This window comes from Cohnella phaseoli (genome assembly GCF_003386235.1).
In the GTDB taxonomy this organism is placed as follows: domain Bacteria; phylum Bacillota; class Bacilli; order Paenibacillales; family Paenibacillaceae; genus Cohnella; species Cohnella phaseoli.
In genome coordinates this window covers 119,658-138,829 of the sequence record NZ_QRDZ01000016.1, presented here as the reverse complement: position 1 = coordinate 138,829, position 19,172 = coordinate 119,658, and the positions used below count along the sequence as shown (strand labels likewise).

The following is a 19,172-nucleotide window of genomic DNA, read 5'->3' as shown; positions in this document are numbered from 1 at the left end:
CGATGACCATACGAAGGATACTGATCGTCGATGACGAACCGTTCATCGTGAACGGTCTGGCCGGCATGATCAAGGAGGCCGAATTGCCGGAGTCGGAAGTGTATAAGGCCAGTTCTGCCGCCGAAGCGTTAAGCTGGTTGGAGAGAACGGCTATGGATATCGTGTTGACGGACATCTGCATGCCGGGCATGGACGGTCTGGAGCTGCAGCGCCGAATCCTGCAGCGCTGGCCGCGCTGCAAAATCGTTTTCTTAACCGGACACAACGATTTCAATTACGCGAAGGAAGCGATTCATCACCGCGCGGTCGATTACATTCTGAAGACCGAAGGGGACGCGGCGATCTTGGCCGCGGTGCGCAAAGCGCTGGCCGAGCTGGAGCGGGAATTCGAGATGGGCACCCAGCTCGAGAAGGCCCAGGCCCAGATTCAATCCGCGCTGCCGCTGCTTCAGAAGGAGTTTCTGCTTGATTTGTTCCGCGGCGATCTCCATCCGACGATGAGACTGCAGGAGAGGCTGGACGAGCTCGATATGCCGTTCTCGACCGCGGCTCCCGTGCTGCTTCTCGTCGGCAAAGTGGACGAATGGGCGGATCGCAACGCTTCCGATCAGACGCTGCTGCTATACGCGATTCAGAATATCGCGGAAGAATACTTGTCTCCTGCCGCTCGCACCCTGTCTTTCGCCTACGACAAGAACCGGATCGCGTGGCTGATCCAAACTCCGGACGATCAAGAGAGGGAAGGCTCCAGCCTCGCGCTATATGTCCGGGGCATGGCGGAGAAAATTCAGACGACGTGCGGCGAGCTGCTGAGATTAAAGCTGAGCTTCGCTTCTGCAAGCGAGCTCGTCCCTTGGTCTTTCATTGCGGAACGTTTCGAAGGATTAAACCGTTCGCTTCGCAGAAGCTTTGCCATGGGGCAGCAGCTGCTGCTGACGGACGACCAGCCGGAGCCCGAGGCCGCGGAGAGCGCAAGCCGGGATTCCGCGACCAAGTGGATCCGAAAGCAAGCGGTGCAGCTGGAAGCGTGCTTGGAGAACGGGCAGCAAACGGAATTTCAAGCGAAGCTGACCGAATGGCTCCGGCACGAGACGATCGGCTCGGAGCCCGAGCTGCGCCTTGTCGCCAGCTGCCAACTGCTCGCGACGTTCCTGGCGTTCGCTTCAGCCGAAGGCGCGCTCAAGGAGCTGTCGGAGAGAATTGACCCGGACAAGCTGCTGAAGGCACATACGCGCGAGAGCTGGGAAGAGGAGATTCTGCGCCTCGCGGATCTAGCCGACTCCGTCTTCGTCCGGCAGGAAGGGATGAATCGTCAGCATGGCCGCAGCGTCGTGGCTACCATCCACCAATACGTCGCCGATAATCTTGGGGGCGACTTGTCGCTAACCCGGATCGGAGAAGTCGTCGCCTTGAATCCGGCGTACCTGTCGAGATTATACAAACAGCTTACCGGGAACGGGCTTTCCGAGACGATTACGGAAGCCAGGCTGGCTGAAGCGAAGCGTCTGTTGGAAGAGACGAACGAGAAGGCGCAAGACGTCGCGATCAAGGTCGGCTTCGAGTCGGCGGCGTATTTTACGAGGCTATTCAAGAAAATGACGGAGCGAACGCCTCAGGAATATCGGGAGTTTTCCAGAAAGTCGCGTTGATTTGACGTCCGGCCGGCGTCCAAGGAAGTCGTAGACAGAAGGCAAGAGAAGTAGAAATCGTCCAATAGAACGGAATTCCTCGCGCCCCTATAATCAAAAACAAGAAGAGAGCTCCTTCTTGGTCTCGCGCCATTTCACATTTACGTAGGGGGAACAACGAATGAAGATGACGAGAACGGTCGCCACTGCGGCGACTACCGCTTTGCTGCTGGCGACGGTACTCTCCGCTTGCAGCGGGGGCAATAACGGCAATCAGGCTTCTTCAAGCTCTTCGGCTCCGGCCGAGTCAAGTGCCGCGGCATCCGGGTCCGCAACGGAATCGTCCGCGCCTGCGATCGATCCTTTAGGCAAATACGATCCTCCGATCGAAGTGACGGCCATCCGTCCCTATGACGAAATGACGAAGTTTGTAGAAGGTCAGAATGCCGACAACAATGAGTGGATAAGCGTATACGAAGAGAAGCTGGGCATCAAGCTGAAGCACGCCTGGACGTTCCAGGGCCCGGGAGAACAGTACGACCAGAAGCTGAACGTGGCGATCGCGAGCAACGACTTGGCGGACATCATGGCCGTTAACCCGAACCAAATGAAGCAGATGGTGGAGGCCGGCCAACTTGAGGATATCTCCGGCGTGTACGAGAGCACTGCTTCCGAATTCGTCAAAACCTCGATGAACGCGGATGGAGGCGTCTCGCTCAAGTCGGCAACGTTCGACGGGAAGCTGATGGGCATTCCGAGGCTCGGCTCCGACATCGATAACGTGGCGCTTCTCTGGGTGCGCACGGACTGGCTGGAGAAGCTGGGCTTGCCCGAACCGAAGACGATGAGCGACGTGCTGGCCATCTCCAAGGCGTTCACGACTCAGGATCCGGACGGCAACGGCAAGGCCGACACCTCGGGTCTGGCTCTGACGAAGGACCTTGAAGGCGGATTTGCCGGCTTCGAAGGGTTCCTGAACGGTTATCATGCTTATTTCAACATCTGGATCAAGGACGCCTCCGGCCAACTGGTCAACAGCAACATCCAGCCGGAGATGAAGGCGGCCTTGGCCGAAATGCAGAGAATGTACAAGGATAAGGAGATCGACAAGGAATTCGGTACGAAGGACGGCACGAAGGTGGCGGAAGCCGTCACGAGCGGCAAGATCGGCATGTACTACGGCCAGATGTGGACGCCGCTGTGGCCGCTGCAGGGAGGCAAGGATCTCGATCCGAATATGCAATGGCGGCCTTTCGCGATTACTTCCGTCGACGACAAGCCGGCGCTCGGCCAAGTTCCTTTCTCCGTCAATCAGTATTACGTCGTCAAGAAAGGCGCCAAAAATCCGGAAGCGGCGATCAAGATGCTCAATCTGTGGTTCGATATGCGCTATGACCATCCGTATCAAGAGGAAGTCTACGGCGCGACGAAGGACGGTATCGAGACGTTTAAGCATTCGCTTATCGCCGGGGCTCCGATTACGTATAACATCGACAAGTACAGAACCGTCACCCCAAGATTGGACTCTAAGGATCCGAGCGGGCTGAAGCCGGACGTACAGTTGATCTACGACGATATCATGAGGTACCGCGAGGGAGACAACAAAGGCTGGGGCAATGAACGGGTATTCGGCCCTGAAGGCTCCTTCACGGTCATCGAAAAATATTTGGAGACGAATAGCATTCTCCGCAACGAATTTTACGGCGCGCCGACGGCGACGATCGGCGAGAAGGGCGCCACCCTGATGACGCTGCTTAAGGAAACGTTCACGAAGATCATTATGGGCGCCGCTCCGATCGACGACTTCGACAAGTTCGTCACGGACTGGAAGAAGCTCGGCGGCGATCAGATCACGCAGGAGATCAACGACTGGTACGCCCAGCAATAAAGGAAATCATGCGAATCGGAGAAGGGGGAGTAGCCTCGGTTACTTCCTCTTCTTCGCTCAGTAAGGAGATGCGTAAGACATGGGACTGAGAAAATGGAGACGGGAAATTCCGCTGCACATGATGATATTGCCGGGGCTCGTCCTGATTTTGATCTACAGCTACGTTCCCTTTTTCGGTCTGACGATGGCCTTTCAGAAGTTTCTTCCCGCTCGTCCCTTTTTCGATAATCCGTGGGTCGGCTTGGAGCATTTCCGCTACGTCTGGGACATGCCGAATTCGCTCCGGGTGCTCTGGAATACGTTGTACATCGCCAGCCTGAAAATCGTCGTCGGGCAGCTCGTGCCGATCGCGGTCGCGCTCCTGCTGAACGAGCTTCGGAAGGAATGGTTGAAGCGGGGCGTACAGACGCTCATCTACTTGCCGCATTTTCTGTCGTGGATTATTCTGGGCGGCATCTTGATCGATATTCTATCGCCGTCGCAGGGGATCGTGAATCAACTGCTCGGAGTATTCGGCATCGAGCCGATTTATTTTCTCGGGGATAACCGCTGGTTTCCGATTACGATCGTGATCTCGGACGTCTGGAAGGAATTCGGATTCAATACGATCGTTTATTTGGCGGCATTAACCGGCATTAATCCTTCCTTATACGAAGCGGCCGTCATCGACGGAGCGAGCCGTTGGAAACAAACGCTGAACATTACGCTACCGGGGATATTGCCGATCGTCGTGCTCCTCGCGACGCTAAGTCTAGGAAACGTGCTGAATGCGGGATTCGATCAAGTATTCAATTTATATAGCCCGTCCGTCTACGAGAGCGGCGACATCATCGATACGCTCGTCTATCGGGTCGGATTGGAGCAAGCCCAGTACAGCGTGGCTACCGCCATCGGCTTGTTCAAATCGATCGTCTCCTGCGTCATGATCTCCCTGTCTTATTTCTTGGCGTATCGACTGGCTAACTACCGGATTTTCTAGAGGGAGGGACGCGATCATGATTCGAATGAGTATGGGGTATCGGGTGTTCAACGCGTTCAACATCCTGTTCCTGGTCGCCTTGTCGTTCGCTTGCCTGCTGCCGATCATCCACATTCTGGCGATCTCCTTCAGCGGGAGCAGCGAAGCGGGGGCGGGGCTCGTCAGTTTGTGGCCGGTCGGGTTCACGACGAGCTCTTACGAGTTTATTTTGAAAAAACCGGAATTTCTAACCTCGATCGGAGTGACGCTGCAGCGGGTCTCGCTCGGAACCGTCGTCGGCATGCTCATCACGCTGCTCGTGGCTTACCCGTTATCGAAGGAGACGCACGCTTTCCGAATGCGGACAATCTATGCCTGGGCTTTCGTCTTTACGATTTTGTTTAACGGCGGCTTGATTCCTTGGTATATGACGATCAAGTGGACCGGCATCATGGATACGATCTGGGCTCTCGTGCTCCCGGGCGCGGTCCCGGTGTTCAATATTATTTTGCTGCTGAATTTCTTTCGCGGACTGCCGAAGGAGCTGGAGGAATCGGCTTCCATCGACGGAGCGGGACATTGGACGACGCTGTGGCGCATATACGCTCCGTTGTCCATGCCGGCGATCGCGACGATTATGCTGTTTACGATCGTGAATCATTGGAACTCCTGGTTCGACGGGCTGATCTTGATGAAGTCTCACGACAATTATCCGCTGTCCACGTATTTGCAGACGATTCTGGTCCGTATGGATCTGACGTCCGTAACGGGAGAGGCGCTCAACAATCTTCGGGAAGTATCGGATCGCACGGCCAAGGCCGCGCAAATCTTCGTGGGTGCGCTGCCGATCATGCTCGTGTATCCGTTCTTGCAGCGGTATTTCGTGAAAGGAATCGTCATGGGCAGCGTCAAAGAATAGATGGGGAACGGGAGCAATCCGGAAAAACGAGAACGCGGCTTAGGGAGGGTCTAACGTGGCGGAAAAGAAATACGAGTTTCGTAGGCGGTTGGAGACGGCGCATAAACCGAATAGGCGAAATCCGGAGGTTCTTCCATCCGGAGGAGAAGCGCTGGTAGACGAGGGGTGGACCATCGTGACGGGGGAGGGGGCATCGCCGCTAATCCGGCGGGTCGCCAAGGATTTGCAGGACTATTTCGACGTCAGCATGAACGTATCCGTAGGCTTGCGGCGAGTTCTCGACGTGTCGGCGGCAGCTGCCGAGGAGCGCGTCATCGTGCTGGGGGAGAAGAAGGATTGGTCTTCGGGAATAGGGGGGAGCTTGGCCGAGCCTCGCTCCTACAGACTGATCGTGGAGCAGCAACGTATCCTCGTATGCGGATATGACGACAGGGGAGTCGGGCAAGGAAGCTACTTTCTGGAAGACTTGATGAACTTGCGGGAAGCTCCGATCGTCGAGACCCGGGACGTTACGCGGGAGCCGCTGTTCGCACCGCGAATGGCGCATTCCGGATGGGGACTCGATCATTATCCGGACGAGCATCTGAACGCGATGGCCCATGCGGGCATCGACGCGATCTTGCTGTTCGTCAAGGATGTGGATCGGACGACGGACGGGCATCAGGATTTCAACAACCTGATCGACCGGGCGGAGAAATACGGACTCGACGTCTACATGTACAGCTATCTGGACAGCAGCCGCGTGCATCCGGAGGATTCCGGCGCCGAGGCTTACTACGCGGGGACGTACGGCAAGATTTTCGAGGCCTGTCCTCGATTCAAAGGGGTTATCCTCGTCGGGGAGTCGGTCGAATTTCCGAGCAAGGATCCGAATACGACGGGCGTGCTTCGGCTGGATTGGCCTTCGGACGAGCCGAAGACAAAGCCGAGCCCGGGCTGGTGGCCGTGCACGGACTATCCGCAGTGGGTGAACGCGGTCAAGAAGGCGGTGCGCAAGCATAACGCCGGGGCGGAGATCGTGTTCTGGACGTACAACTGGGGCTGGGCTCCGGCGGAAGATCGGCTACGGCTTATTCGCGACTTGCCGGACGACATTACGCTGCTCGTCACCTTCGAGATGTTCGAGCAGGTGCAGCGGGAGAACGTCACGAACGTGTGCGTGGATTACACGTTATCGTTCGAGGGGCCCGGCGAGTACTTTCGAAGCGAGGCGGAGGCGGCAAGCGAACGGGGCATCAAGCTGTACGCGATGAGCAATACGGGAGGGTTGACTTGGGATGTCGGCGTCATCCCGTATCAGCCGATGCCGGGACAGTGGACGAGACGCCACGAAGCCCTTCATCGCGCAAGGGTGGATTGGGGCCTGTCCGGTTTGATGGAAACACATCATTACGGCTGGTGGCCGTCATTTGTCAGCGAGCTGACGAAATGGTCTTATTGGACGAACGGGTTATCCGCAGAGGAGGCCCTGGCCGGGATCGCCCGACGCGATTTCGGGGAAAGCGGGGCGGAGCACGCGCTGGAAGCTTGGGGGCACTGGAGCGAAGCGATTCGGCATTATGTGCCGACGAACGAAGACCAATACGGTCCGTTCCGCGTCGGTCCGTCGTATCCGATGGTGTTCCGGCAGCCCGTCCAGATTCCGGCGGCCTGGCACGCGCTGTGGGGCAACGAAATCGTCCTGACGGACTACAAGCCGCATGAGGATCCTCGCCAATCGCTCGGCATCGCCCGATTCGGAGTCGAGATTCGCAGTCTGGAGCGAATGCTGGAGGAGATGCTGCGGGGCAACGCTTGCTTGGAGCGGGCATTGACGGCTCTGGGGAGCGATGCGACTGGAGGCGGGGGTGGACGACAAAAGCTGGAAGAAGGCGAACGTATGCTGGGCATCGGCCGTTTTATCGCTAATTCCGTGCAAACGACGATTCATCTGAAGAAATGGTATATGCTGAAGACGAAGCTGTTCGCCGAACCCGATGCGGAGAGGGCCGAGGAGCTGCTGAAAGAGATGGAGCGGGTTGCCTTGCTGGAGGTCGCGAACGCGGAGAGCACGATTCCGCTCGTCGAAGCCGATTCCCGCCTGGGCTGGGAGGCGTCGATGGACTACATGACCGACCGCGAGCATCTGCAGTGGAAGATTAAGCAAGTACGTTCCGTCTTGGCTAAAGAGTTCGGCGATTACCGGCAGTCGTTGGCATTAACCGGACGAAATTAGGTTGCGTAGGACGCGGTCGATTCAGGGACTATGGCCTTATTCGAGACCCAACAATGTGTCAAAATTGAAGAACGAGCGAGGTATAGAATGCTGAAGTCCGAGGTTGAAATCGTTACGCGCAAGAGGATGAACTTGGTCGGATACAGCGTTGAGGCCAGCTTGAATGATGATGTTGAGGGGGCGATTGTCGCCGGATTGCGAGAAAAGCTTGCATCCCGGATTGCGGAAATATCGCAGCGTGTCGACAGGAGTATGATGCTTGTTCAGGTATACCCGGATTGCGATTGGACGCCGGATGTAACGCATACCCATATTGTAGCGGTTGAAGTGAACCAACACCCGCCTGCAGCACCGGAGGGGATGATAGTTCACATTGTTCCTGAGGGTAGGTTTCTTCGCTTCCTGCATCAAGGGGATGAAGGCGATATTGACGCGACCCATGCGGCTATTAACGAATGGCTAGACTTGAACGGATACACCGATGCCAGAGAATATGATATCGAACGATGGGAAGAACTCGACCGTCTCGACAAGGCTGACAATGTCATTGAAATCTATGTGCCCATTTCGTAAAGCCGATTCCATAAGTCAACTCAAATAGAAATCCTCGCCCGAGTGCCGATGCTTGGAGTCGTGTTATCTTGTTGAACCTGATTTCTCCATCGCCTCAGGTGGGACGATTAAGAGCATCTCGTTGTCTCGTATAGTGTAGGCCAAGAAAGTGCCTTGGTGCTCGTCGGGCTGTGTAGCGGAGGCCAAGAAAGTGCCTTGGCGCTAGCCAGACTGTGTAGCGGAGGTCAAGAAAGTACCTTGGCGCTAGCCAGACTGTGTAGTGTAGGCCAAGAAAGTGCCTTGGTGCTAGCCAGACTGTGTAGTGTAGGCCCAAAAAGTGCCTTGGCGCTAGCCAGACTGTGTAGTGTAGGCCCAAAAAGTGCCTTGGCGCTAGCCAGACTGTGTAGCGGAAGCCAAGAAAGTGCCTTGGCGCTAGCCAAGCTGTGTAGCGGAGGCCAAAAAGGTGCCTTGGCTTAGCCAGACTGTGTAGTGTAGGCCCAAAAAGTGCCTAAGTGGCCCCCGCAGGCTGCCTCGCCCACCAATTCGAGACAGCCCTACAAGCGAATACAAACCACTCCGTTACTCCGGTTGACTGGTTTCAATCGGTTTCGGGGAGTCTTGCACCGTTCCTTTGGCCGCGGTCCGCGTTCTCTTCCTACTAGGAGTAGGAGGAGACGCTTCGGCTTTAAGGGCCATCTCCTTTAGGCGAGCCGCCTTGCTTTTTCTGCGGGAAGCCCGGGCTGTCTTTGCATCCCATGCCTCGCTCCATTCCGCGAACAACGCATAGTCCTCCCTTACCTGATGCGAGTAGGATAAGGCTCTATTCGTTACATAGTCGCAAAATGCTTCTGTGTCTTTGCCGATCGCCCGGACAATTTCGTCCTCGCTGTGATAGCTTAAGATGCCATTCTCTACATCCGCATCCGCGCGGGCATGCAGTTTGGCTGTAATCCGTCCCATACATTCCGCCGTCTTCAGCCAATCCTTCGATTCCTTGAGCTTAAGCAGTTTCAGCTTTTTCTTGTACGGCGATCTTTCTCTGGCGTAGAAATGCCGGCCGTTCATCGTCAAGTAGCCGAGGAAAGGATCGGCTTCATGATGCATCGCTTGCTGGGTCGTAATCACCCGTTTTCCTTGATGGGCGAACTGTTCCCAGAATTCGTCGTTAAAAGGCATGAAGTACACCGGAACCGGCGCGCGTACTTCCTTGATTTCGATAATAAGATCGTCGAGCCCTTGGTGCTCCTCTCCGCCCTCCATAAGCACATAATAACGGTCCAACCCGATAGAGGCAGTACCGGAACCATGTTTGACCGCAATGTCCTTCAGACGATAATAAGAATCCGGAAGTCCTAATCGGGAAGATAAATGGCTCATGTATTCGGTCCATCCGGTTACGATGAGCTGTTCCTCCTCTTCCGTCGGTTTCTGAATCTCCTCCGACCAACGGAATACGCGCCGCCCTTCTTCCAATAAGGTGATCTTTTCAACGAAATTGCTTGCCGCAAGATTTTCCGTTTTCCTCAATAGCTTGCGAATAGGCCCTTTGGTCGAATGCTCGTCGAACACAAGATCGCCGGGATCCTCTTCTCGTTCAGCGTACTTTGTAATCTGCTCCACGTAGGCGGACAAGTAGGCATTCACAGTGTCGATTTGCTCTTCGATCGATAGCGTATCTTCGGGCATAGCAAGCAAGAGGCTGACGGACATGCGAAGAACGTCATACAAGTAGGACCCGATGCAGCCTTCGTCAAAATCGTTAACGTCGAAGACGATTCGGCCTTTCTCGCTTCGGAACGCGCCAAAGTTCTCAATATGCAGATCGCCTTGAATCCAAGTCGGACGCTCCGGACGGGTGTGATAGGGCAGCCATTCATTGCTCATGTCGTAGTAAAACAAATAGGCGCTGCCGCGAAAAAATGAATAAGCGCTGCCTCTCATTTTCTCGTACTTCAACCGGCGCTTGTCGTCGCTCAGTCCCATAATCTGGCTGTCAAATTCCTCTAATACTTGAGATAAGGCTAGTCCCCTCAACTTGCGCTTTGTGTGCTTCACCAGCTCCGTGATATCCGCATCCAGCCTCATGAATTTAGCCTCCGCATTGGGATGATTTATGAATCTTGTGATTGAGCGTTCTAGGATATCCATATTATAGCATGCCTTGCCGAATACTCGGCCGATTTCCAGAAGCGGCTAGCCGCTTAATGAAGGTTCCCAACTCTCAATCTCATTCATAACCTGTAATTGGGCGCTTACCCAGTGCCTATTCGAAGTTATTGAAGCGAGGGGAGTACATTTTGCAGAATGAAGAACGGTATGGAGATGTGCCTCAGCCGATCAGGGGCGACGGCACCGGCTGGTGGGATCTAGGTCCGCGGGATGTGATGCGGGATATTGAAAATCCGGATATGCTTGTCCCGCCCGTTACCGATGCCGGGACGCTTCCGAATCTGAAGTTTTCGTTCTCCGATACTTATATGCAGTTAAATCATGGAGGCTGGTCGCGGGAGGTCACCGTGAGACAGCTTCCGATTGCGACTACGCTGGCCGGGGTGAATATGGCGTTGACTCCCGGCGGCGTACGCGAATTGCATTGGCATCAGCAGTCGGAATGGGCGATCATGCTTGTGGGCCGCGCGCGTGTGACCTCCGTCGATCAGAACGGGAGAAACTTTATCGCCGATATCGGCGTGGGAGATTTGTGGTTTTTCCCGGCGGGCATTCCGCATTCGATTCAAGGGCTGGAAGAAGGCTGCGAGTTTTTGCTCGTTTTCGACGACGGCAGCTTCTCCGATCTGAACACCTTATCTATAACGGATTGGTTCGCGCATACTCCGAAAGACGTGCTATCCGCGAATTTCGGCGTGCCGGAGCATGCCTTTCGGAATATCCCCAAGGATCAGGTGTACATTTTCCAGGGAACCGCGCCCGGCACCCTTGAATCGCAAAAGGTGGAGGATCCCTTCGGAACCGTGCCGTTAAGCTTTACGCACCGTCTGCTTGCGCAGGCTCCGCAGGTATTTCCGGGCGGTACCGTCCGAATTGTCGATTCGACGAACTTTCCGATCTCAACGACGGTCGCAGCGGCTTTAGTCGAAATCAAGCCGGGCGGAATGAGGGAATTGCACTGGCACCCGAACGCGGACGAATGGCAGTACTATATGTCGGGGACGGCGCGGATGACCGTCTTCGGCGGTCTAGGGACAGCGCGTACCTTCGATTACCGAGCGGGCGACGTAGGCTATGTGCCGCGCGCCTTCGGCCATTACGTTCAAAATACCGGCGATCAAAGCGTGTGGTTTCTGGAGATGTTCAAAAGCAGCCGTTTTGAAGACGTATCGTTGAATCAGTGGATGGCGCTGACCCCTCATCAACTGGTACAGGAGAATCTAAATGCCGGGCCGGAGCTCATGCATGCCTTGAGGAAGGAAAAGTGGCCAGTCGTGAAATATCCCGGACTATGATTCCGTTCGCGAAACCTGATCATAGATATTTTCCGTATACGGGGTGATTGCAACATCGTAGTCGGGGTAACGGTAACCGAGCTTTTCCGCTACGGATCCTGAATACTTCCTAAACAATGCATAACAGGCGAACAACGATCGCCACACATTCGGGTAGGCCTTTCCGTCATAGGTAGACAACAAGCTCTCCCAATCCTCGGCAGGAAGATAACGGTCGATGAACTTATAATTTTTCCCTACGCTGAAGTCATAACCGCGCTCCGCTCCAATGTGCCAGGCCATCATTCTGAGCAGATTGGGGCGGGCAATCTCGTGCAGATGATCGCTCGCGAACAGGATTTCTTTTCTCGCCAACCCTTTGACGACATACGTTGAGACCATCCAAAATTCATTGCAGCAATCGTCGTACTCTCTTGCCGTCGGTTTCCGAATCCAATACTGCCGATCGTTCGCGCGAATTTCATTTTGCACCAGGCCGGCCTTATCCAGCAAAACCTTCGCCAGCCCGTCGCTTTGTTCCCAATACGCCTCGACTTCATTAACCGGAATGAGCGTCAAGTCAAGCTTGTTGCCGTCCTCGAAGAGAATGATATAGGAAAACCAATTGCCCAATTCCGGAGGAAAAAGCTCCATATCCTCGGGCTTCTGCATCATTAAGCGATTGCCGAACACGTCCAGCCACCGGTCATTCTCCTTAAACGATTCCAAGTCCGTCACAAAATAAGAAATGTCGAAATCCTGGAACGAATCGGGGGCAATGTTGACATTCGTCCGCGACCCCTCAAGCGTTGCCAACTGGATCCGCTCATCCCTCTGGGCAAAGTCGACAAATAGCTGCCTCATTTCCTGCTCGCTTCTCAAATTCTATGCCCTCCCTGTTAGGGGGTTTATCCCTACTCTAAAGTCGTTCTAAGCTCATTTAACCGTTCGGTTGCTTCGGCCGCCTCTTCAAGCTCTTGAACGGACATGGATAAGCTCTCCGTTCGTCTAATATAAGTTCCTGCGGCATTCGGATCGTCCATGGCAACGGCGATATCGGCCCGTAGTACATAAGCTTTGTAAAGAAGGGTTACGGGTACTTCTTCGTCTTTCGCGAAAACAAGATCAAGCACTCGGGCCGCCCCCGCGGGATCATCTTTAGCGTACGCCAATCGGTATGCCGTTTCAAATGCGTTAACAAATCTCGACGGGTGCACGACAACGTATGAATCGACGCGAGAGGGTTCGGACGCGGTGTGCTTCTGACCGATCAACAAGCGGTTTCCGGCTGGATCGATGAGATTGAATCTTCGGTCCTCCGCCAGGTTATTGAGCTTGGTAATTCGAGGATAACCTTTAACGGGGATTTTCCGATAGGCCTTTTTTAGATTCTCGCAGAAATTTTTGTGCACGGCATCCACGTCCGAGACGCTTACATAACACATGCTGTAGGAATTGGCCGGCTCCAACTGCTTTAGCACGAAAAAATGCAATTCCACAACAGGGTGCCGGACGCAGGCGTACAGGTTTGGCCTGGCCTGCCGATAAGTTAGCTCAAAGCCTAAAGCTTGGTAGAAATCCAATTGCTCGTCTATGGACTTGCAGGGGAAAATCGGAATCGCGACGCCACTCTGGGTTGTTGTCATCGTATCAACCTCCGTGTTCGGATCATTTTTTGCCTACCCCCTTATTAAACATCATTCGTGCAAATGCTAAGGTTTAATGAGGTTATCCCTGATCCTTTAAGGTACGATAACCAAAATCCGTCATCTGCTTTAAGGATCTATTTGACCCTGCCACAAGTGGATGGAGACCGAGAAACCCTCTATAATACAAGGTGAGGGATTATCAATCCTATAAATGAATCGGGATTTAGGGGGTTATTGCTATGCAACAAAACAAATATGACGATTCGGGATTTTTTGAAAAATATAGCTCGATGCCTCGTTCGGTGGGCGGTTTGGAGGCCGCGGGAGAATGGTCAACCTTCCGTGCCATGCTCCCGGATTTGCGCGGCAAAAGGGTACTCGATCTCGGCTGCGGCTTTGGCTGGCATTGCCGCTATGCGCGCGAGAACCAAGCGAAGTCGGTTATTGGCGTAGATCTCTCGGAGAATATGCTGGAGCGTGCAAGAACGATGACGGACGATCCGCATATCGAGTATCGTAGACTCGGGATCGAGGATATCGATTTTGCAGCGGGAGAGTTCGATACGGTGATCAGCTCGCTGGCACTTCACTATGTAGAAGATTTTGAGGCCATTTGCCGGAAAATCCATCGCTGCCTTGACGACAAGGGGAGCTTCGTATTCTCGGTTGAGCATCCTATTTTCACCGCGCTTGCCGCTCAGGACTGGCACTATAATTCGGAAGGCGAGAAGCTGCATTGGCCTGTCGACAACTATCATCAAGAAGGTCCGAGGCAGGCAAGGTTTCTCGATAACGATGTCGTGAAATACCATAGGACAGTCGCCACTCAGATGAATGCATTAATCGCATCAGGGTTTACGATTACGAAGCTTTCCGAGCTGCAACCGACCCAAGAAATGCTGGATAGCCATCCGGCTTGGCAGGAAGAAGTTCGTCGCCCGATGTTCCTGCTGGTTGCGGCGGTCAAAAGCTAAGGGATTGGTTCGCCGATGGCGCGTACTGATATGGAACGAATGGAGGAACAATCGTGCCGGATGAAATAACGCCCTATCAGGATGAGGATCACGACCGGTTAGTCGACATTTGGTATCGTGCCGTACGTCTTACCCATACCTTTTTGTCGGATTCGGATCTTCAATTCTACCGTTCAATCGTTCAAAACGGGGCATTAAAGGAAGTCGAGATATGGGTTGGAAGGAATGAAAGGGAGGAACCGACAGGGTTTATCGGACTGGACGGAACCAAGATCGAAATGCTGTTCGTTGATCCGGAATGTCACGGAATGGGGATAGGAAGCCGCTTAATCAAGCATGTCCAGAAATTAAAGGGAAGCACAGTCCAAGTGGATGTCAACGAACAAAACGAGGGTGCTTGCGCTTTCTACAAACGGTTTGGATTCGTGCAAACGGGACGGTCGGAATTGGATGGCTCCGGCAAGCCATTTCCCTTGCTGCACCTGGAGTACAGAGCGACATAGAGGCATGTGCCTGAATTTGTATCTGTAGGCTACGCGCCTACAATAAGTTAGAGGGCTGCGACAGGTTGCCGATAGGCAGCTGCTGCGCGGCCCTCTTTGGCGTTCTCGTCGAATGCAGAATATTCGCTAGATCGAATTGTTTTTAAGGTAAGCGGCTAATTGATCGAACGTACCGGTAAACCCGTCGTGAATCATCTCTTGCGAAGAAAAGTAGGTTTTGAACTCCTCCTCGGTTGGGGATAGGGGAGCCATAATCGTTGTAAGAATCGTTTGTTCTCCATCTTCAATGAACGTCATGCTGTTCAGAGTTTCCATGGGCCAGTGTGCATCGAAAGGAGCGCGTGCTTTGTTGCCTTCCGCATCGGAGAAGAAACTGGTGTAAACGATCTTCTCGGTAGGGATTATTTCATTGTATACAAATCGAACCCACATTTTGTCGCCGTCGGCAGGCTGCTGGCTATAGTGAAAGGTACCGCCGGAACGGAAATCCGCTTTCGCGACTTGAAATGTCCATCCTTGCGGCCCCCACCAGTTTTGCAGATGCTGCGAATCGGTGAATGCCTTAAAAACGAGGTTGCGCGGAGCATTAAAAGTATACTTGACTTCGATTTGATCCGACATTGGAGATCCTCCTTGATACCGTTTCAGTTCACCAAGCTGCTTTTCCGCAACTTGCCTTGGTTTCTCAGCTTTACCCAATAATATCATAGTTATCCGGCAAGCGGATGAGCCCACGGTCGCTTAGGGGGGGATGGGACCCATTAATATTTCATTAATATTTGGTGGTGTTTCTGATGTTAGGATTTTAAAAGGGCGTAGGGTAAGCAACAAAAAATATGACTAGAAGGTAGGTTAGGAAAAGATCATGAACAAGAAATCCCTTATCAGTTCTTTCGTATTGGTTCTTGGTTTGACCTTCGCCGTGTCGTCTAGCGGCAGCATTGTTTCAGCAAAAACGTCGGCTGATTTCACCGATCTAAAAGACTTGGACACAGCGACGAAGGCTAAGTTGGATGCATTGATTTCAGTAGGCATTTTTGATGGGATGTCTGAGGATAATTTTGGATTAAAAGAAGAGATGAATCGCGCTCAATTCGCGAAAGTGATGGCTCTCGTTGTGGGCCTAAAAGTCGACGGAAATCTCAAGACATCCTCCTTCACGGATGTAAAATCCGACAGTCCTGGGGTAGGTTATGCGTTACCGTATATTGAAGCGATGAAGAGAGCAGGAATAACGACAGGCATGGGTGACGGTACCTTCAACCCGGCGGGGAAAGTAACTAAGGAGCAATTAGCTACGTTTTTAGTACGAGGGTTGGGTATGGATGATAAGGCACAGGAGACCTCGGGCGTTGGCGATCAGACTGTTTCTAGTTGGGCGCAAGGTTACGTGGGGTTAGCCCTTGAGCTTAAACTACTCAGTAACGCTCCGGATGGTACGTTCGGCGGCAATACGCCGGCAGATCGAGGACTGCTTGCAACCGGAGCATTTGAATCCGCCAGAACGCTCGAAGAGTCTAAACCTCTTGAGGTATCAGGTGCGGATTTCGCGGCAGGGAACAAGTTGAATCTGACGTTGACGGCAGGGGCTGATCCCACGTCTATCGATCTGTCCAAGATTACAATTAACGGAGTTCCGCTTAATCCGAAGCTGGACAGCTTCGTGCTGTCCGAGGACAAGAAGACGATCATTATTACACTGCATGAAGGTTTCCAGCTTGATACGTCCAAGACGCCGGTCATCAATGCGAACGGACTGAAGACGTTATTTGGCAATGAGGTGAAGAATGAGGAGGGTAAGCCAGTCCCGGTTACGGTGACCGAATCTCCGGTCAAGAGACCGGAGACCCCTAAGACGCCATCGACATCGGAGCCTACGACGAGCCCAGACCCGAACACAGGCTCGAATCCAAATCCGAATCCGAATCCAAATCCGAACCCGAATCCAAATCCGAACCCGAATCCAAATCCAAATCCGAACCCGAACCCGAACCCGGACCCGGACCCGGACCCGGACCCGAACACAGGCCCGAACCCGAATCCGAACCCGAACCCGAACACAGGCCCGAACCCGAATCCGAACCCGAACGCCGACACTTAATCTAACGAACCATCCAAATTGGAAAATCCATCGTACGGGGTACATCCCCTGCTGCGATGGATTTTTTAATAACGTGGAAACGAAACTTCAGTTGCCCAGTCGATTTTTCGGAAGCGTGACTTGGAATAAGGTTTCCGTATAGGGGACGCTGCTCAGTTGCACACTTCCGTGATGAGATTCTACGATCTCTCGGACGATTGACAGTCCGAAGCCGAGTCCGTCGCCCTTTCTCCCTCCGTCAACACGATAGGATCGTTCAAATACGTACTCTTGATCTCCAGGTGAAATTCCTCTGCCGCGATCTTTGACAGTCATGCACACTTCCTTTTCATTTTCCGTTAATCCAATTCCGATGAAATGCCCTTCTTTTCCGTGTTGAATGGCGTTGTCCAGCAAGTTGCGGAAGGCACGTTCGATAAGGGGCGCATGGATAGGAATCACTACATCTTTATCCGGTATGTCGACTTCGATTGTGAAGTTCCGATCATCCAAAATCAACAGATAATCCAGTAAGATCTTCCTCAACATTTCGGACAAATTGTGTGGGGCAAAATAGAGTTCATGCGCATTCTCATTCTGCCGAGAGATGTCCAATAGCTGATCTAGCAGACTGTCCATGTAGCGGGATCGCTGCAGAATGATTTTTGCGCCGGCCTGAAGCTCGTCTTCATCTTTATAGGCGCCTGCGCGAATCGTTTCGGCATAGCCGAGAATCATAGTTAGCGGTGTTCGCAAATCGTGAGAAAGATTGGATAGCAGCAGCTTGCGCCGGTTGTCGAATTGCTCGATCTGACTGGCCTGGCTTTGAAGCCGGTGCGCCATCTCATTATAATGCCGGTTAAGCTGCCCGATCTCATCCTTCGACTTATCCTCTAGCACGATAACTTCACTTCGAAAATTGATTTGATTAAGCGCCTCGTTCAGCTTGCCGATCCGCCGATTAATGGAGGAGAAAAACCATAGAGACAGCAAATACGGCACTATGGCGGATAAAAGGATAGGCAGGATGAGTGTATAAAGGATCTCGTTCGTACGCGCATAGAAGAAGTATTGTCCTGCTTGCATCGCTTCACTGGGCAGACTTAAGAGCAAATAATAGGACTGTCCGTTCAAGCTGAGGGAATAAACGAGAGTTACCTGCTTGTTGACGCTCCAAAGGTTGTTCGGCATATCCACCATACGGTTCGCCAATTGAGTAAAGTCGTAACGTTCAGTTTCACCTGAGGTATCGTAGATTACCGCCCCGTCAGGAGCGACCCATTCCAGGCGCAGGTCCGGGTTCCGGTTATGTACTGAATCCAGCAGAGGCCGAAGGTTATCCTTGTCGGGAAAATGGTGCTGTTCGATTAAATTCAGTGTTTCAGAAGAAATCGCATTCAACTTGTTCAAATTGTAGCCCTTGACCCAAATGTTTCCTACAACGATAGAGAGAGCAAGAAACAGAATCAAGCTGCCTACGGCGCTAGTCAGTATGATAAGCCATAGCTTTGTGCGATTCTTCATCGTCCATCCCCTGAAAATCGATATCCAATGCCGCGTACGGTATGAAGGTGAAGCGGAGAATCGTCAGTGCCTTCGAGCATTATACGGATCCGGTTAATAAAAACGCCCAAGTTGTTGCTGTCGTAATTTTCATGCTTCCAGATCTGTTGATAGATGTCCCTTCTGGTCAGCGTGCGGTCGGGATTTGTCATGAATAATTGCAGAAGCGCGCATTCAATCTCGGTTAATGGATGCTGTATCCCGCCATTGTGCAGAATTAAATTATCTACATCGAGGGCCAGGTTGTTTAATCGAATGATTCCGGAGGGTGGCGATGTATGGGAACGATGTCTCCTCAATTGGGCTTGAACGCGGGCAACCAGCTCCACCGGACTAAACGGTTTTGTAATATAATCGTCCGCTCCTAGGCCAAGAGTGTCTACTTTATCCTGAATCTCTCTTCTGGCGCTAAGTGCAATTACAAGTACATTAGAACTCGTTCTGCGCAAATGGTGTAGTACCTCGAATCCGTTTCCGTCGTCCATCATTAAATCTAAAATTATTAATTCAATCGAGTGTTCCTGTATTTGCTCAATCGCTTGCCGCCCCGACCGGGCTTCGACGATTGGCAAGCCCGCTCGCTCTAAGTGAATGCGAATCAGTGCGCGAATGTCAGACTCATCATCAACAATAAGAATTGCGCTCAATTTTTCGCCCGCTCTCCTGAAAATAAAAGTTTGCTGGTTATCCTTCGCTTTTATCATCATACCAAAAATAAATAAAAAGGAGCCCCGAACAATTCAATCCGGAAGGGTCGCTTCGCGGGATTTCCGGTTTAGACGGATAAGCCGTCCCTCTGC

The 19,172-nt window shown here is 52.9% G+C and carries 16 protein-coding genes and 2 pseudogenes; 10 read left to right on the top strand and 8 right to left on the bottom strand.

What is annotated here, in order from left to right:
- The first annotated feature begins 2 nt into the window (after positions 1-2).
- The 6 genes from DFP98_RS20150 (at position 3) to DFP98_RS20125 (ending at position 8,181) form a co-directional block, all read left to right on the top strand.
- On the top strand, positions 3-1,649 hold the full coding sequence (locus tag DFP98_RS20150) for a response regulator transcription factor (RefSeq protein WP_116062404.1): 1,647 nt from the start codon (positions 3-5) through the stop codon (positions 1,647-1,649).
- 160 nt (positions 1,650-1,809) lie between these two features.
- A complete protein-coding gene (locus DFP98_RS20145; RefSeq protein WP_116062403.1) occupies positions 1,810-3,516 on the top strand; it encodes an extracellular solute-binding protein in 1,707 nt (568 codons plus the stop codon).
- Positions 3,517-3,595: 79 nt separating this feature from the next.
- Positions 3,596-4,495 (top strand): ABC transporter permease, encoded by a 900-nt coding sequence (locus DFP98_RS20140; RefSeq protein WP_116062402.1) that lies wholly within the window; start codon positions 3,596-3,598, stop codon positions 4,493-4,495.
- A gap of 13 nt (positions 4,496-4,508) precedes the next feature.
- Positions 4,509-5,393 (top strand): carbohydrate ABC transporter permease, encoded by an 885-nt coding sequence (locus DFP98_RS20135; RefSeq protein WP_181917817.1) that lies wholly within the window; start codon positions 4,509-4,511, stop codon positions 5,391-5,393.
- Between the two features lie 55 nt (positions 5,394-5,448).
- Complete coding sequence (locus DFP98_RS20130; protein ID WP_116062400.1) at positions 5,449-7,608, top strand: hypothetical protein; 2,160 nt, start codon at positions 5,449-5,451, stop codon at positions 7,606-7,608.
- An 87-nt stretch (positions 7,609-7,695) separates the two neighbouring features.
- Positions 7,696-8,181 carry a GyrI-like domain-containing protein gene (locus DFP98_RS20125; protein WP_181917812.1) on the top strand — a complete coding sequence of 162 codons (486 nt, stop codon included), beginning with the start codon at positions 7,696-7,698 and terminating at the stop codon, positions 8,179-8,181.
- A gap of 558 nt (positions 8,182-8,739) precedes the next feature.
- On the opposite strand, the gene DFP98_RS20120 is transcribed toward DFP98_RS20125, so the two are convergent.
- A complete protein-coding gene (locus tag DFP98_RS20120; protein ID WP_116062398.1) occupies positions 8,740-10,245 on the bottom strand; it encodes a DUF2252 domain-containing protein in 1,506 nt (501 codons plus the stop codon).
- A 212-nt stretch (positions 10,246-10,457) separates the two neighbouring features.
- Here DFP98_RS20120 and DFP98_RS20115 point away from each other — a divergent pair, with 212 nt between their 5' ends.
- On the top strand, positions 10,458-11,624 hold the full coding sequence (locus DFP98_RS20115) for an oxalate decarboxylase family bicupin (RefSeq protein ID WP_116062397.1): 1,167 nt from the start codon (positions 10,458-10,460) through the stop codon (positions 11,622-11,624).
- Here DFP98_RS20115 and ant(6) read toward each other — a convergent pair.
- Positions 11,619-12,485, bottom strand: coding sequence for an aminoglycoside 6-adenylyltransferase (ant(6), locus tag DFP98_RS20110; RefSeq protein WP_116062396.1), 867 nt, complete (start codon positions 12,483-12,485; stop codon positions 11,619-11,621). The two genes, DFP98_RS20115 and ant(6), sit on opposite strands and share 6 nt — an antisense overlap.
- A 32-nt stretch (positions 12,486-12,517) precedes the next feature.
- On the bottom strand, positions 12,518-13,249 hold the full coding sequence (locus tag DFP98_RS20105; RefSeq protein ID WP_116062395.1) for a bleomycin resistance protein: 732 nt from the start codon (positions 13,247-13,249) through the stop codon (positions 12,518-12,520).
- Positions 13,250-13,491: 242 nt separating this feature from the next.
- Here DFP98_RS20105 and DFP98_RS20100 point away from each other — a divergent pair, with 242 nt between their 5' ends.
- A complete protein-coding gene (locus DFP98_RS20100) occupies positions 13,492-14,226 on the top strand; it encodes a class I SAM-dependent methyltransferase (RefSeq protein ID WP_116062394.1) in 735 nt (244 codons plus the stop codon).
- 53 nt (positions 14,227-14,279) lie between these two features.
- The gene (locus DFP98_RS20095; protein ID WP_116062393.1) at positions 14,280-14,729 is read left to right on the top strand and encodes an acetyltransferase; all 450 of its coding nucleotides are present in this window, start codon (positions 14,280-14,282) and stop codon (positions 14,727-14,729) included.
- A 126-nt stretch (positions 14,730-14,855) separates the two neighbouring features.
- Here DFP98_RS20095 and DFP98_RS20090 read toward each other — a convergent pair whose 3' ends face one another.
- Positions 14,856-15,350 carry an SRPBCC family protein gene (locus DFP98_RS20090; protein ID WP_181917811.1) on the bottom strand — a complete coding sequence of 165 codons (495 nt, stop codon included), beginning with the start codon at positions 15,348-15,350 and terminating at the stop codon, positions 14,856-14,858.
- A 244-nt stretch (positions 15,351-15,594) separates the two neighbouring features.
- Between DFP98_RS20090 and DFP98_RS39165 the strand changes: the two genes are divergently transcribed.
- Complete coding sequence (locus DFP98_RS39165) at positions 15,595-16,830, top strand: S-layer homology domain-containing protein (RefSeq protein WP_181917810.1); 1,236 nt, start codon at positions 15,595-15,597, stop codon at positions 16,828-16,830.
- An 87-nt stretch (positions 16,831-16,917) separates the two neighbouring features.
- Here DFP98_RS39165 and DFP98_RS20075 read toward each other — a convergent pair whose 3' ends face one another.
- From DFP98_RS20075 to DFP98_RS40265, 4 genes and pseudogenes are all read right to left on the bottom strand, one after another.
- On the bottom strand, positions 16,918-18,333 hold the full coding sequence (locus DFP98_RS20075; protein ID WP_116062391.1) for a sensor histidine kinase: 1,416 nt from the start codon (positions 18,331-18,333) through the stop codon (positions 16,918-16,920).
- Positions 18,330-18,671, bottom strand: coding sequence for a winged helix-turn-helix domain-containing protein (locus DFP98_RS40275; RefSeq protein ID WP_425455544.1), 342 nt, complete (start codon positions 18,669-18,671; stop codon positions 18,330-18,332). Before DFP98_RS40275 ends, DFP98_RS20075 begins: the two co-directional genes overlap by 4 nt.
- A pseudogene (locus DFP98_RS40270) lies at positions 18,659-18,746 on the bottom strand (DNA-binding response regulator); the annotation flags it as partial. The gene DFP98_RS40275 and the pseudogene DFP98_RS40270, both read right to left, overlap by 13 nt.
- Positions 18,738-19,076 (bottom strand): annotated as a pseudogene (locus tag DFP98_RS40265) (response regulator); the annotation flags it as partial. The pseudogenes DFP98_RS40270 and DFP98_RS40265, both read right to left, overlap by 9 nt.
- Positions 19,077-19,172 lie beyond the last annotated feature (96 nt).

Coding starts and splice junctions, on each gene's coding strand:
- DFP98_RS20150 (WP_116062404.1), top strand. CDS start 3: ATGACCATACGAAGGATACTGATCGTCGATGACGAACCGTTCATCGTG.
- DFP98_RS20145 (WP_116062403.1), top strand. CDS start 1,810: ATGAAGATGACGAGAACGGTCGCCACTGCGGCGACTACCGCTTTGCTG.
- DFP98_RS20140 (WP_116062402.1), top strand. CDS start 3,596: ATGGGACTGAGAAAATGGAGACGGGAAATTCCGCTGCACATGATGATA.
- DFP98_RS20125 (WP_181917812.1), top strand. CDS start 7,696: ATGCTGAAGTCCGAGGTTGAAATCGTTACGCGCAAGAGGATGAACTTG.
- DFP98_RS20120 (WP_116062398.1), bottom strand. CDS start 10,245: ATGAGGCTGGATGCGGATATCACGGAGCTGGTGAAGCACACAAAGCGC.
- DFP98_RS20105 (WP_116062395.1), bottom strand. CDS start 13,249: ATGACAACAACCCAGAGTGGCGTCGCGATTCCGATTTTCCCCTGCAAG.
- DFP98_RS20100 (WP_116062394.1), top strand. CDS start 13,492: ATGCAACAAAACAAATATGACGATTCGGGATTTTTTGAAAAATATAGC.
- DFP98_RS20090 (WP_181917811.1), bottom strand. CDS start 15,350: ATGTCGGATCAAATCGAAGTCAAGTATACTTTTAATGCTCCGCGCAAC.
- DFP98_RS39165 (WP_181917810.1), top strand. CDS start 15,595: ATGAACAAGAAATCCCTTATCAGTTCTTTCGTATTGGTTCTTGGTTTG.
- DFP98_RS20075 (WP_116062391.1), bottom strand. CDS start 18,333: ATGAAGAATCGCACAAAGCTATGGCTTATCATACTGACTAGCGCCGTA.